This is a genomic window from Paenibacillus tianmuensis (assembly GCF_900100345.1).
Lineage (GTDB): Bacteria > Bacillota > Bacilli > Paenibacillales > NBRC-103111 > Paenibacillus_G > Paenibacillus_G tianmuensis.
The window spans coordinates 144,496-158,789 of the sequence record NZ_FMTT01000010.1 but is presented as its reverse complement, the minus strand read 5'-3'; the positions used below and the strand labels follow the sequence as shown (position 1 = coordinate 158,789).

Genomic DNA, 14,294 nt, shown 5'->3' with positions numbered 1-14,294 from the left:
ATGGACGAAATCATGAAATCTCGGTGGTCGATCATAGATCGGCTTTGTGTTAGGTTCTAATTCTAATGAATTCATTAGTTCAACTTATATAGATTTTTTTGAGCCTCGTCATTATTCGGTTCAAACCATAATTCTACATTGCTTTTTAATATACGAATAATAGCATTATCCAAACTCTTGTTATGCACTAAAGCAAAGCTGATTTTATGCTGATTTAAAATCTTCATTGTTTTTGACAAAGTTAAGTACCGTGTTTTTTCAAAAACCCATTTATTTAAATGAATATGCTTTCCCGCGTTAAATCGATAGAAATTATCACACCAAATCATGTAAAGTACATCATGATGAAAATGAAACTCAATATTTCCATACTGCCAGATATAGAGGTCATGGTCCATGTTGGACATCGTGTCTGGATCAGGAAAATTATTTAAAATCCATTCTTTTGTTTGCCCCATTTTTATATAATCAAACTCGCCATGAACAACAAACTTAAATAAATCAACATGAACAGGGTTTGTTAATATAATATTCATCACCTTATCTCGAGCCATGTATTTTATTTCATCTGCAAGTCGCATCCTTGATATAGAGGAGTCCCTTGGTCGGAGAAATGATGTTCCATCTTTTTAAAAAATACCTACAATATCCCCTTCCTTCGGATAGGCCGAAATATAATCTTCTTCACTATTAAGGTAGGCAACAGTGCATGATATTAGGAGATTATTTTTCTCTAGTTCTTTCACTATTGTTTTGATTGCAATTTCAACATCTACGACAAAACAAAAAATATTCATAGTGCCACTGCCATAATCTCCCCCATCGCAATGACCATTTCCCGTCCAGCCTAGACATTCATTCATCAATGATTCTACACGTCCACGCTTTTTCAAATCTTCCTCTACGTTATTGCCCTCATCAATCTTATATTGGATCATTACTCCGGTCAGTGCTTCTTCCTCAAGAAATTGGTACCCTTCTCTGCTTTTCTCGATCGCCAATTCCTCCATAAATTTTTTGGTATTCGTTCCGGTTTTCTTTGCGTGCGTTTGATGTACTCCTGTATCTCCTACTATGCCAAAATGAATATGAAATTTTTTCGAATCTTCTGCATACCATACTTCCCAATAGTGAAGTAAATCGTTTATGCTGTTGTACATCTTCATCATTCCAGGTCACCTCATATTTTTTTATGTAACGTACAATGCTTTAAATTGTTCTTGCGCACTGGATTTATTTGGGCTTTTCAAAGCAGCTCTCGATATTATAACGAAATTTTTTACTGCCAGCAAACGTCCACAAACATCAAAAGAAACTGAATTTCTCTTTTATGTGTTTATTCGTTTCTCGGTAAACTCAGTGCTTTCTCAAATCACTCACTTTTTCAGCAATTTGCGGATCGTTAAAGTCAATCGGTCTGAACGATACAATTGCTATCCCGCCTCAACGACGTAAAAAAGGAGGATGAAAATTCGCCCCCCTTAATCACAATATAAATCTCCATGATGCCTAAGCAACTGACTAACCCAAGATTGTGAAACTCCTATCATTTTGGCTAATTTTTTTTGCGAAGCTTTAGGGTTCTCCTTTATTGCTTGCTGCAAACGATCCAATGCTTCTTTCCTTTTTGGAGTCAATTTTTTCTTTTTTGTAAGGTTTTTATTTGCCACACCTAACCGTTCGCGTTCCACCCTTTCAAGGAAAACTTGAAGCGACGGAAGACTTTGGATACATGACATACAAATATAAAATTTTTTGAAGTAAAAGGTTTGTTCCTTACCTGAGCAAAACAAACACTCTTTTGCTTGATATCTATAAACCATAATCGCCTTTCTCTCGTCATCACAGAAATACTCTGTCATAACATTGGGATGAAAATTCAAGACACGCCTAAATTCCGTGGGAATTACAATTCTTCCGAAATCGTCTACAACTCTAACAATTCCCGTTCTTCTGCCATCTTGCATTAACCACACCTCAAACAATAACGATTTCTAGTTTACGCACCGCATCTTCCTAATTTGAGCTATTAAAACGTATGTATCTAATTGTTGGCTCAATTGGACCATATATTCACTCGTTAAACTCTCTCCCTGTTGTATTGCCTCTTCCATTTGGTTTAGGATGGTTTTCATTGCGCTTTGTAATGCTTCATCGCTGAAATGGCTGATATCGTATTGGTATAATCCTCCTTTCCATTTGCTAACATGGTCATATGGCACTCTCCTTTTTCAACTATTGTGCTTTTGTCTTTTTACAAATTAACTGTAACATACATCTCGCAAAAAACCTTATTATTCCATTTTGTGCAACGAATGTTTTGGTGAATAAACAAAAAAAACAGGTTTTATAATCACCTGTTTTTAAAAACCTTCATGTTTCATTTTCGTATGACAAATATTTAATGCCCTGTATCAACATCAGAATATAAAATAATTCGATTAGGGGGTTTGTTTATATCCGGTGGTACAATAAACATAGTTCCACAGACAGTTAAAGATAAAGTCACCAGCAAGATGAATTTCTTCACAGTTACTTCACCTCCTATTAAATGGTATATTTACCTTATTATTCATATACCTCCTTCAACTTCATTATATGCTTTAGTTCCAATGATTTCGACAGTTTTATGTGATACGATAACAATTCCTTCATGCAGTCGTCTTTTTCTTCTAAAGCATTGACGCTACCGAACGCTTTTAAACTCTTAGCATAGCTTTCTATTCCCTCGTCAAGCAAGCCCATACTTAGCTGATAATAACCCTTGTATTTGTGGAATTTTCCCATAGCTATGTATTTCTGTGGTGTTAGTGGATGCTCAGGTAATAATTCTTCTTCCTTCTCTAATATTTCAGCAATTGATTCAAATTCCCCTAATTGAAGATAGATTTCCAAAAGCTCGTCAGCAATATGAATCTTGTGATTAATACTAACCTCGTCTAAATATTTTTTTAGCAACGGTATAGCTGTATCAAACTCCTTTTTTCTCGCTTTTGTAAATGCTCGGGTAATTTTGACTGACTCGACAACAAAATCATTATTCATTTTTTCAAATATGTCCAAATGTTTCTCGACCGCGTCATAATTTTTTTGATGAGAAAATGAATTTATCATAGCCAGATATGCTCTTGCCTTTAGTTCCGTATCTTCTGTCTCTAAAGGGAGGCCAACTTCGCAAAGTTCAATACATTCGTTGTACTTATTTATGTTTTTCGCATGCAAAGCCATTCTAAAGTAAAACGTAATTTTCTCCTCACGTGATAAAAATTTAGTGTAGTATAAAACTTCTTGCCCCATCCGAAACGATTCTTCCAGTTGTTTCAAATCGTTCCTTTCAATCAAATACTTTTGTAGTAGCCCTTTGGCTACATAATACGGCACTCCGCGTTCTCTGGAAAACTTAATAATCAACGTATAGAGTGTAACTTTCACTGAATCATCAGTTACACTTCTGGTAAAGTCAAACAATCGTTGAAGCGATTCCTCCGTTTCTACACTATGCGATTCCAGTATGCGTATTGCCGCTTTCGGAACTAACAAAAAGCACTCTTTACAGGTTGTTACCTCTTCGAGCACTTCAAACAATGTGTTGATGCGGTTTTCTTCTTCAAGGTAACACTCCATATTCTTCAAGATTCGCGTATGTCAAATTTCTCTCTTTTCTAAGTTGGAAGATGATATCTGAGATGGTTTTATACTGATGCTTGATATCCACCATAATACATACCTTCCTTTTATTCAATATTATACTATGGTTGATTATAGCAGGGAGTGTTTTATTTTACAATTAATTGATTTTTTATGATATTCACCTAATTTCTGCTGAAATACAGCGATTCGATAAATTTCTACATAGTATAAGTGATTATTTGGTAATCACTGTAATTACTCAGATAGTTTTCAAGTAATCACTGTAATAAAAATAGATATCAATTCCTATCCCATAATTTGTGTGGTTGTGATAAATTATGTTTGAACGATGAGGTCGCGACGAATTGTTCGGATATTTTACTAAAAGGAGGTTAGATTTTTGTTGAAAAAGCTTTTTTTAAGTGTCGTTTTATCTGTCTCTATGCTAAGCGTAATGCCTAAAGCATTAGCATCTCAAGAAGTTCCAAAAAGCGACATAACACAAACGCAAGTGCAAGACACGAATAATGATGAGTGGATGATTCAAGAAGCCAGACAACCGAAAATAAGCAGCAGTTCAACCTCTGCAATTTACGGTGTTTCAAGCGATCCCGTAGAGGCTAAGCTTCTCTCCGATCGTTACAAAAAAGAATTCCAGTTTTCAGTAACCCTAAACCCTCAATTTTATTCCTCATCTTCTTATGATACTTCTAAGTACACCAGACTCTCGACAGTTCCCACTTCAAAGAGCGAGACATATTATGATTTTTACGGGGTAGTAAATCTTTACCAATCGATTTATCAGTCAGATGTTTATGTTTTGGAGATGCAATCGAATATTGCTGGAAGGTCCTATACCAAACCTTGCTGGTATAATCCTTGGCAGACGTGCTCAGAGAAAGCGAGTATTACCAGACTTCATTGGTCAGCATGGCTTGACAATGCAAACGATTCTAAAGCTACTGTTATGCAGTGGAGTCCTACTGGCACAATTATTACTTCAGAGGATGGCCAAAAAATTCCGGTGAACATTAACCCCTCAATTCGGGGAATAAATGTTGGTAATATCGGTACTGAGTTTAATGTCGGAAAAAGGGAAACGAAGATTGATTCCTTTGCTCAGGGAGGCAGTTACGAAACGAATTGGACTAAAGATGGTGGCATAAAAGATACTGTTGATTTAAAGGCGACTGTTGCATATCATGCGCCAAATTATACTTCATGGAGATGGATTTGGGTTTGGGATTACACTTTCTAGACATATTACAAAATTTTAAATTGAAATTGGACACAGCGAGAGTACTACTTTTGCTGTGTCCAATCATATTCATGATAAAAGGGGCAACATTGATGAAATTAAAGATACTATTAATAGCGACTTGTTTTTTGATTTTTTTCACAGTTGTATTCTACATTAATTTTATCCCTTTAAATCTACGAGTAAGTGAGCCTGAAACAACAATTTCTAACCTTAAGTTTAGTTCATTATCGTATAAAATTACCAATAAAGACACTGAGGTTGGAGGCACTAAAATTGAACTTAAACCAGAAAATAATTTATTAGAGATAAGAGAGGAAGTTGTTTATAACAGAGAGTTTGTAGATGAATTGTCGGATGATTTAACAAGCAGTAGAAAATATACAGTTGATACTAATTTTTCTTTATTGGGTTATGAAGAAATCGAAAAAGTGGGCTCAGAAGAGAGGTTTAAAAATAACCATACTGTTGAAAAAAATCGAGAATTTCAGAAGGTTATTACCAAAATTAACAACGAAAATAAAAATATCGTATATCTTCCCATAAAAGAGTCAATATATGTTCAGTCTATGGGGCAATTAAAATTTATGTTTTTAAAAAAGATCAATTCGGAAGTTACATTCAACACGTTGACTAATGGTATTATCGAAAGTGTTATTGTTATTGACTCAGAAATTCTGGAAATTCCTGCATTAGGAAAAAGAAATGCTTACAAAATGCATACTAAAAATAACAGGGATAACTATTATTGGATCGATATCGAAAGTGGTGTTCTTTTAAAAAAAGAGGAAATCATTAATGAGCGATTAACATTAATTAGTACTTTAGTCAATTTAAAATGAAAGGACATTGTATGAGAATAAAGAAAAAGCTTTTGATCACCCTTTTTTCATTCGTATTTATACTTTTACTAGTAATCAAATTTCAAAACGAAAAGAGTACAATTAAATTAGATTTATTTAATGGGGATTTTTCGGAAATTCAATGGGAAGAAGTATCTAATCAATTAACCACTGCTTTAAAAGAAAATGATACGGGGATTTTAATAAATCTTTTAGAGATTAGTTTATCGGATAGTAAAATAAATACCTTGCATGCAACGTTAAGTGGTGATGATTGCAAATGTACGTATTATTTACAATACAACATTGAATCAGGAAAATCTGTTCTTACAAAAAAAGATTATTTTACTTCTCATACCAAACGAATTACCTTTCAGCAACTATTCCCTTTTCTAAATCAATTAAAAACGGTTTCGTTTAATCAAAATTTGGGACATATTCATTTAGGACTTACGAGTGGTTCGATTGTTTACCGCTCTTACAATAATAATCCTGTTTACCTGCTAAGAGGTGATGGTATTGATAAGATTGGCTATAATGATGAATTGACAGTCAACGGTTTCTCCGTCTACTTTTTAATAAATAACGAAACATATGTTATTTCTAACTTATCTGACGAAATTAGTTTAAAGAAAAACTAGAATTAATAGTTAAAACTTCGGGCTTTTTTGTATTGATAGGTTCTTCAGCCAAACATCCAGTATTTAGTGGTGATATTAGTGCAACAAGAGTTACAAAATCCCCAAGTTCTGAATCCTTAGCAATCTTTATCGTTGATAAATCTGTTGTAGACAAGCACTTCTTGAATACGCCAAACAGATGGTCACCTGAGCAAGTATTTTGCGAAAAAGAGGAGTGCAATGAAGTAACTAACGGCATATACTTAACACCAGAAGAGTTAAATGAATTAAGCAAGGTGGATCTTTCTAACATAAGTAAGGGTTTGTCGCATATATAAATTGGATTACCGTCTATCTCAATCAGATTTAAAAAAGTTACTCGAAAGAAACCCACAAGTTGTTAAGAAAAACAACGAAGGTGGGGAACATTGGCGTTTTGACGTAAAGGCAGCGAGCGATTACCGTTATTCAAGTATCGAACAAGGCGACGAAGCTGGATTATTAGAAGGAAAAGTTGGTGCTCAGTTATTCTTAACTTGGGATTCAAATGGAAAGTTAACTAAAATAAACTTGTGGTACACTAAACTAAACGGAGAAAAGCAGCCGCAAATACATGTGTTCAATGCCTTTCCAGATGGAACCACGACGGATAGTATTTACGAGTAATTACAATCAAATTGCTTTAACTATAGCTACTAACATTTGATTCGTTTATGAATTTGAGTTAGAATTAAATCGTAACCATTACTACATACTCGAAAGGGGTAAAAAAATGTCTCAGGCCATTCTTAACACTGCATTAAAGGTTCGCGGTATGGTATTAAATCAAGTTAATTCAATTCCGGAAGAACTGTTCGACATTCAACCTGTACCATTCAATAACACCATTAGATGGAACGTTGGTCACATTGTTGCTGCTTTAGACGGATTTCTCTCTCTTGGGACTACATTCAATTCAAATCTTCCAGAGTCTTACCCTTCTTTATTTGGTATGACTAGTAAGCCATCTGACTGGACTACAACTCCTCCTTCTAAAGAGGAACTAGTCCGATATTTGTCACAGCAGCTAGACGCACTTTCAAAATTCCCTATTCATACTCTTGAAGATAAGCCTGAGACTCCAATTCAATTGGGGCCAATGACTTTTGAAACCGTTGGGGAGCTTTTTAACTTTGCATTTGTTCATGAGACAATGCATAACGGATCAATAAATTACATTCTCAGAGCAATCAACCACGAACAAAACAAATAAGCCTGTATGAAACCCTGAACTGCACCCCTTAGAATGGACATTGGATAAATCCCTTGGTTATTCCGATGAATTCTAAGGGGTGCATTTTTATAATTTTCCAAGCGGTTCTATCGGCAAATAGATGTCAACAAAGTGTTTTCCTTGCGGGCTTGCATTGGGGTCGCTGACATATACCTCAAACGGGAAAGCGCTACGCGGCTGATACCCGCTATTGGGCAACCATTCGCCGTACATATGTTTCCAAGCTGCACCGTATTCACTTTGATAAATCTCAAAATGTCCTACGGCGTATTTCCCGGATATGCTCATGCTGCCAATATCACCGTTTTCCTCGAATACGGCATGATTGGGAATACTCATGCACAGACTGGTGCGAAGCTGGTTTTCATCCGTCATTTCGGGGTGGTCATGGTAGATGGTTAGGATCTTTGTTTTTCCGGGTTCCAAAAGGTTATGGCTCATTGCAAAGCCATAAAGCTTTTCCATCATGCCCGGCATAGCCGTTGCCAAGCCCTGATAGGTTCCCGTATAGCGAACATAAATGACCCGCATTTCATCAACCGTTACCATTTCAACATTTGCTTTACTATCCATTGGATCACTTCCATTTCTATCATTTAGGATACCTCGATTATAATTTGGATTTTCAACAGGGTCTTTGCAATTCTTGCTATTTTGATTTCTGTATTGTGTGGGGCTTAACGAATAATGATGTTTGAAAGCACGGGAAAAGACTGCTGAATCCGTAAAGCCGAAATGATAGGCAATATCCGTTACGGTAATTTCCGGGCGGTGAACGAGAAAAAATGCGGCTCTTTCTAATTTTATGCGGTTCACATATTGCAATAGGGATTCGTTCGTAATCGCAGTAAATATTTTGTGAAAGTGATATTTAGAAAAACCGGCAATATTAGCGAGTTCACCGAGTACAAGCGTTTGGTTCAGATGATCTTCGATATAATCCTGTACTTTATGTATGCGCCTCAAATATTCCGTTCGACTTTGTGTGTTGCTCATCAATCATTCCTCTTTTCTTTGTTAGCTTCTGTATTGAAAAAGCTGCCAAATGCCCCCCTACCCTGTTCCTTATCTCCTCCGGCGGCTCCAGCCCAAACTCCCGGCGATAGTCGGCTTCGAACCGTGCATAGTGCGATGCCAGCTTCTCTATTTTCCTGCGGCTCGCGTACATGTCCATCAGGAGCAGATTCATCTCTTCTTGCAGCGGATACAGCGCCAGATAGCTGTCCAGTCTCCGCTCCGCTCTCGTCCATTCTTGTCCGGCGAGATCGCGTTCGACCAAGCTGCGCAGAAGCGCCGTATACTGTCTGGCATACCCTTCTTCAAGCGAGGCCTTCCACATGTAATCTTTTTTATCCAACAGCGGGCCTTTATACAAGGAGCATAACCGTTCCGCTTGCTCTGCATCCTGCATGACTCCAAGCAGCACGGGCCCGTACCGTTCATACGCCAGCACATCGTACGTCAAGCCGTCCGTATCCAGCCTGTATCCATCGTTTATTTTCTGGATATCCATTCCGATCTCGTGCTCTTTCAACAGTTTTTTCAAACGGTAAATCGTATTGTGCAAATTATGCGATGCCCGGTCCTCCTTCATATCCGGCCACAACAAATCGGCCAAATGCCACTTGCTGAGCTCTCGTCCCGGATGGCAGAGGAAGAAGGCGAACAGTTCCTCCGTCTTGCGTGTCGGAAAACGGACCGGTACCCTTTCGCGATTGCGGACCTCGAAGCCCCCGAAGCAGTGGATCACGGCCGCGCGTTCCTGCGGCTCAACAGGGGGAACAGACCGCTGCTGCTTGGCCAGACGACCCGCGATCCGTTCAATCTCTGCCGGTGTCACGGGCTTCAGAATATAATCGAAGGCGTACACTTGAAACGCATCCAGAGCATATTGCTTATACGCCGTAGTAAAAATGATTTTGGTCTCTGACAGCTCGTTTATATTGCGCGCCAGTTCGAGTCCGTTCATCTTCGGCATTTCCACGTCGAGAAAGACGACATCCGGCTTAAGCTCCGGCAGACGAGCCAGCGCTTCCAACGGGTTCGTAAATGCGCCCACAATGGTATAATGCGGATTTTGGCCGATGATATAGTTCATTAAATCCAGAATCGGTTTTTCGTCTTCGACAATCATGGTATGAAGCAACCTCTTCCCTCCCAATAAAGCCTCTCACAGGCAAGATCCGCTTTCCAGCGGCTTCATTTAACCATCGCGGCCGGACGACCCGGTAGAGCCCACGGGCAAGTAGATCGTTACCTTGGTTCCGCGCCCCGGCTCAGAACTTATGATCAACGTAGCTCCTGGGATCGAATCGAGCCGCTTGCGAATGTTCGCAATGCCGATGCCGGCGTCCGACGCGTCGCCCTTGGACATCCGGTACAGCAGATCGTCCGGAATGCCGATGCCGTCATCCTCGATGACGACTCTTATGTACCCTTCTCCCTCGTGAATCTTGAGCGCAATCGTGCCGAACCCCTCCTTTTCGAACAGTCCGTGCCGAATCGCGTTCTCCACGAACGGCTGGATGCTTAAAGGAGGAATGTAATGATGATGATCGACCTCGTCCACATCGCATTCAAATTGGAACCGTTCGCCGAAGCGCGCCTTTTCGATCTCGACATACGCCTGAATCAGCTCCAATTCCCTGTACAGGGGGACGAACAGCGCGGAGCGGTCCATTTCGAGAATATAGCGCAAATATTGGCTGAGCATCGTCAGCAAATAAGCCGCCTTCTCGCCGTTCGTATAACAGAACGAAATGACACTGCTCAAGGCATTGTATAAAAAATGCGGCTTGATCTGGGCTTGATGAAACGCATGCTCGCTCTTGATCGCTTCTTGAATCGACGTCTTCATGGCGATCAGCGTCTGAATTCTCGCGGTCAGCGTCTCCGCCACAAACGGCTTGGTAATATAATCGTTCGCCCCCGCTCCGAAGCCGAGAGCAATGTCCTGCGGGGTGTCTTTGGCCGTCGCGAACAAGATGGGCAGATCGAGAATCGAATACTGGTTCCGCAGCATCCGGCACAGCTCGATCCCGGACACGCCCGGCATCATGACGTCCAAAATGACCAGATCGACCTGCGGATGCTTGCCCAGCTTGACCAACGCTTCTCTGGCGGAAAAGGCCGTCAGCACGTTATATTTGTGCTGCTTCAGAAGGTTAAGCAAAAGATGAATATTTGAAGCCTCGTCGTCGACGATCAAAATCGTGCGGCCCGGCTGATCCCGGACATCCAGCGGCACGCTGCCGGAAGCGACCCGCTGCGGCTCCGAAGCCGTATACGCCGCTTCGCGATAAGCCGGAATCCGCTCCACGCTTGGCAACGTAAACATCATCCGCGTTCCTTGTCCGACCTCCGACCAATCGACCCGGATTTCCCCTTCCATCCGCTCGACCAGCTTCCGGCTGATATACAAGCCGACGCCCATCCCGGTGTATCCGTCCTGCGGGAGCGGCTGACCCGGCTGCTCGAAATAGTCGAAGACGGCTTCGTGCTGATCATGGGCGATCCCCGTTCCCGTATCCTCGACGAAGATCGATACCGTGCCGCCGAGCATGCTTGACCTTACCCGGACCGTCCCTTGACTCGTATGCTTGATCGCGTTATGTACGAGGTTATACATGACCTGACGCAGCCGGTTTTCGTCCGCCCGCACCCACACGTCAAAACCGACTTGATTGTCAAGCCGTACTTCCTTGCCCAAAAGCTCGAATTGCAGCACATCGAATACGATCTGCACCACGACCCTCACATCCACGACGGTGAGCTGCAGCCGCAGCTCGCCGTGCTTCAATAGGCTGACGTCAATCAGGTCGTGAATCAGCATCGACAGCTTGACAGATGTGTCCTTGATCAGCCACAAATTTTGTTTTTGCTTCGAAGATAAATTGCGTTCCTCGTCACCCAGCAAATACGCCGTCATGTTCATGATGCCGTGCAGGGGTGTCTTGATCTCGTGGGACGTTTGCGCCAAAAATTCGTCCTTAAGCTGATTGGAAACCGCCAGCTGATGCGAAAGCGCCTCCGTCTTCTCATAGGCATTGGCGAATCGTACCGCCAGCAGCATGTTAATGAATCCAATGAAGCAGGCAATGCCTACTTTTCCTATTAAGTCGGTCGGGACCATATTCACCGTGTAAAGAATGCTGTCGATCATAAAGACCGTCAGCGCGACGATTCCCCCGATAAACAGCGTCAATTCCTTCCGGTTTGCCGTATCCCGTTCTTTACGGGTGTACAAATAAATCATTCGGCCAAGGAGAAACAGGGAAACGACGCCAATGTACAATAAGAAAAGAGGCTTGATCTCGCTATGCATACGATAGGGCAGAACGACAACGGCCACCATGTACAAAACAACCGGGGCCAGCATTCGCCCGATGCTGCGGGATGTCAGCAGACGTACGTCGATGGAACAAAAGAACAGGACGATGATAATCTCGCCGAAAAACTCGCTTAAATCAATCAGCTTGTAGGTGATCTCGAAAGGAACCCAAGGCAACAGCCTCATAAAAATTTTCTCGCCGATCAGCGTCTGCTGCAGCAAAAGAGTCAACAAATACAGGCCGCTGAATAAATACGTTTTATCTCTTCTGCCCAAATAGTAGAAGCTCAGATGGTACGCTCCGAAGATGCCCAAAATAAAGATGGACGCAACGTCGGTGCCGATCTGAATGCTGTTGAGCTTCGTCATATCCCCGTGAAATCCGAATTGGATCGAATTGACGATGCCGCCGTTGGCGTACACGTGATTCGCCACTTGAATCACAATTTCGATTTCGCGCCCACTCGTGTGAAAAAATGCGGTATAAGGCGTATTGCCCGGTTGATGCGCGGCCCCGACCGCTGCGGGATATCCGCTGCCCCCTTCGGCCTTTCCATTGACGAACAGGCGGTGGGACATCCGGATGCTTCTTATTTTTAAACCGAACACTTCGTCCGCAGCCGGAACGATCACTTTCAGCCGATACGTCCCGAAGCCCTGCTTGCTGATGCCGTCGGCCTTTTGCTCCCCTTTCCACGTGCCGGGTACGGATACGTAAGAAACTCCGGCAAGCGGGCCCCGCTCAAAATCGGCAGGCTCCAGCAGCCGCCCTTCGTAAAACTCCCATTCTCCGTCCAAAACGGCCAAGCCCTGCCGGTGAAAATCCCATCCGGACAAATCCTGCACCCCCCGCTTGGCCGGCGGAGTGTTCCCGTTCGGGATCGTCTGGGCATAGATTGCGACGAATAACGCCAGAGAAAGCGAAATGATCAAGCCGATCATGATGAGCTTGCGGTAATGTGCGCTTGTCATTTCTCAATCCCCTTCCCTTGGAATGCCGTCCTACGTTCATTCTATCATTTCGGCCTCTCAAAAAACTCACAAAAAAATGGTCGCGCAAAGTAAAAAACAAAAAAAGAGCAGCTCACCGCTTGCTCCATGCCGGTTTTCGTTAAGTTTTGTAAATGCGTCCGCTTATTCCGTTAGCTTTCTCCTTTTTTCAGCGCCTCGGAAACTTTCGTCAGGGCCTTCTCGACGACTTTCCGTTCCTCTTCGTCCAGCACGCTTACGAAGTAATTGTGAATCCCTTCCGCGTAGACCGGCCACGTTCTGAGAAATTCCCGCTTCCCTTCCCGGGTCAATACGGCAAAGGCTCCCCGACGGTCTTCCTCCGTCCGTTCCCTTTCGACAAGCCCTTCCCGTTCCAGCCGCTCGATCACCCGGGTCAGTCCACTGCGGGTTAATACAACTTTATTGGCCAAATCGCTCATCCGCAGCTTTTGGTCCGGCGACTGGTACAGGGCTACCAAAACATCATACGTCGTAAGCGGCTCTCTTCGTTGATCGGATAAGTCGGCTTCGATTCGTCTAATCACGGCAGCGTGGGCATTGACAAAAGCCCGCCAAGCCGAAAGCTGGTCTTCCTCAAGTCGGTGCATCCCGTTCTTCCTCCTGAATTGAACATCGGATAACTTCATCATACTTGATTCCGCGTTGACGGAGCAACTAAAGGAGGGAGCTTTCATGAACGGCATGAAAGTTGACAACGGTTGAACACTCCCACCACCTGCGCTAATGGCGCTGAGGTGGGGGATTCTTGCGAACAGAGAAGCATCCTTCTCTTCTTGAGCAAGCGATCCCTGCGGTTCCCGCAGTTCAGTTGGTCTTCGCCAACAAACGCAGTCCTTCTTGCAAGATGTTCATGCTGGCATTGTGGTCTCGGTCATGGTGCGTCCCGCATCCTGAACAGGTCCACGCTCGCAAGTTTAGATTTTTTACTTCGGGGTTGCGCGATTGGCATACATGACAAAGTTGACTGCTTGGATAGTTTTTGGCGACCATGCTGATCGTGCGACCATACCACGTTGCTTTATATTCCAGCATCGTGCGAAGGGTTGACCAGCTTGCTTCAGCAATGGACTTTGCTAACTTGCGATTTTTCATTAGATTTCGAACCTGCAAATCTTCCAGGCAGATCGTTTGGTTTTCACGGACCCACTTGGTTGAGAGCTGATGTAGAAAGTCTTGCCGAGCGTTAGCGATTCGCTCATGCATGCGAGCGACTTTTTGCTTCGCTTTTCGATAGCCCGATCCACCTTTCAGGCGACGAGACAAACGTCGCTGCCAAAACGCAAGTTGCTTTTCGTAGGTGCGCAGGGGCCTCAGACTCGCAACGTTTTCT

16 protein-coding genes are annotated in these 14,294 nt (G+C 42.5%); 6 read left to right on the top strand and 10 right to left on the bottom strand.

What is annotated here, in order from left to right:
• Positions 1–74: 74 nt before the first annotated feature.
• The 5 genes from BLO51_RS09390 to BLO51_RS09370 form a co-directional block, all read right to left on the bottom strand.
• Complete coding sequence (locus BLO51_RS09390) at positions 75–554, bottom strand: hypothetical protein (RefSeq protein WP_090670246.1); 480 nt, start codon at positions 552–554, stop codon at positions 75–77.
• A gap of 75 nt (positions 555–629) precedes the next feature.
• Entirely contained in the window at positions 630–1,169 is a 540-nt protein-coding gene (locus BLO51_RS09385; RefSeq protein ID WP_090670243.1) for a hypothetical protein, read from the bottom strand.
• Between the two features lie 312 nt (positions 1,170–1,481).
• Positions 1,482–1,967: a regulator gene (locus tag BLO51_RS09380; RefSeq protein ID WP_090670257.1), complete on the bottom strand. Its 486-nt coding sequence runs from the start codon at positions 1,965–1,967 to the stop codon at positions 1,482–1,484.
• Between the two features lie 434 nt (positions 1,968–2,401).
• Positions 2,402–2,530, bottom strand: coding sequence for a hypothetical protein (locus BLO51_RS30765; RefSeq protein WP_281180335.1), 129 nt, complete (start codon positions 2,528–2,530; stop codon positions 2,402–2,404).
• 38 nt (positions 2,531–2,568) lie between these two features.
• Positions 2,569–3,624, bottom strand: coding sequence for a transcriptional regulator (locus tag BLO51_RS09370; protein ID WP_090670238.1), 1,056 nt, complete (start codon positions 3,622–3,624; stop codon positions 2,569–2,571).
• A 406-nt stretch (positions 3,625–4,030) separates the two neighbouring features.
• On the opposite strand from BLO51_RS09370, the gene BLO51_RS09365 reads away from it, so the two are divergent.
• From BLO51_RS09365 to BLO51_RS09350, 6 genes are all read left to right on the top strand, one after another.
• Entirely contained in the window at positions 4,031–4,888 is an 858-nt protein-coding gene (locus tag BLO51_RS09365) for a hypothetical protein (RefSeq protein ID WP_090670236.1), read from the top strand.
• 92 nt (positions 4,889–4,980) lie between these two features.
• Positions 4,981–5,730, top strand: coding sequence for a hypothetical protein (locus tag BLO51_RS09360; protein WP_143006850.1), 750 nt, complete (start codon positions 4,981–4,983; stop codon positions 5,728–5,730).
• A gap of 11 nt (positions 5,731–5,741) precedes the next feature.
• A complete protein-coding gene (locus BLO51_RS09355; RefSeq protein ID WP_090670230.1) occupies positions 5,742–6,371 on the top strand; it encodes a hypothetical protein in 630 nt (209 codons plus the stop codon).
• 32 nt (positions 6,372–6,403) lie between these two features.
• Positions 6,404–6,688: a hypothetical protein gene (locus BLO51_RS29730; RefSeq protein ID WP_217266709.1), complete on the top strand. Its 285-nt coding sequence runs from the start codon at positions 6,404–6,406 to the stop codon at positions 6,686–6,688.
• Position 6,689: 1 nt separating this feature from the next.
• Complete coding sequence (locus BLO51_RS28510; RefSeq protein ID WP_143006849.1) at positions 6,690–7,016, top strand: hypothetical protein; 327 nt, start codon at positions 6,690–6,692, stop codon at positions 7,014–7,016.
• Positions 7,017–7,122: 106 nt separating this feature from the next.
• The gene (locus BLO51_RS09350; RefSeq protein ID WP_090670226.1) at positions 7,123–7,602 is read left to right on the top strand and encodes a DinB family protein; all 480 of its coding nucleotides are present in this window, start codon (positions 7,123–7,125) and stop codon (positions 7,600–7,602) included.
• 87 nt (positions 7,603–7,689) lie between these two features.
• Here the strand turns inward: BLO51_RS09350 and BLO51_RS09345 are convergent, their stop codons facing one another.
• From BLO51_RS09345 to BLO51_RS09325, 5 genes are all read right to left on the bottom strand, one after another.
• Complete coding sequence (locus tag BLO51_RS09345) at positions 7,690–8,619, bottom strand: AraC family transcriptional regulator (RefSeq protein WP_090670223.1); 930 nt, start codon at positions 8,617–8,619, stop codon at positions 7,690–7,692.
• Positions 8,573–9,769, bottom strand: coding sequence for a response regulator (locus BLO51_RS09340; RefSeq protein ID WP_090670220.1), 1,197 nt, complete (start codon positions 9,767–9,769; stop codon positions 8,573–8,575). The genes BLO51_RS09345 and BLO51_RS09340 overlap by 47 nt, the downstream gene beginning before the upstream one ends.
• 57 nt (positions 9,770–9,826) lie before the next feature.
• Positions 9,827–12,925, bottom strand: coding sequence for a hybrid sensor histidine kinase/response regulator (locus tag BLO51_RS09335; protein WP_090670216.1), 3,099 nt, complete (start codon positions 12,923–12,925; stop codon positions 9,827–9,829).
• Positions 12,926–13,095: 170 nt separating this feature from the next.
• Positions 13,096–13,551, bottom strand: coding sequence for a MarR family winged helix-turn-helix transcriptional regulator (locus BLO51_RS09330; protein ID WP_090670210.1), 456 nt, complete (start codon positions 13,549–13,551; stop codon positions 13,096–13,098).
• 217 nt (positions 13,552–13,768) lie between these two features.
• Positions 13,769–14,294: RNA-guided endonuclease TnpB family protein (locus tag BLO51_RS09325; protein WP_143006851.1), on the bottom strand; the 526-nt coding region annotated here is incomplete at its 5' end.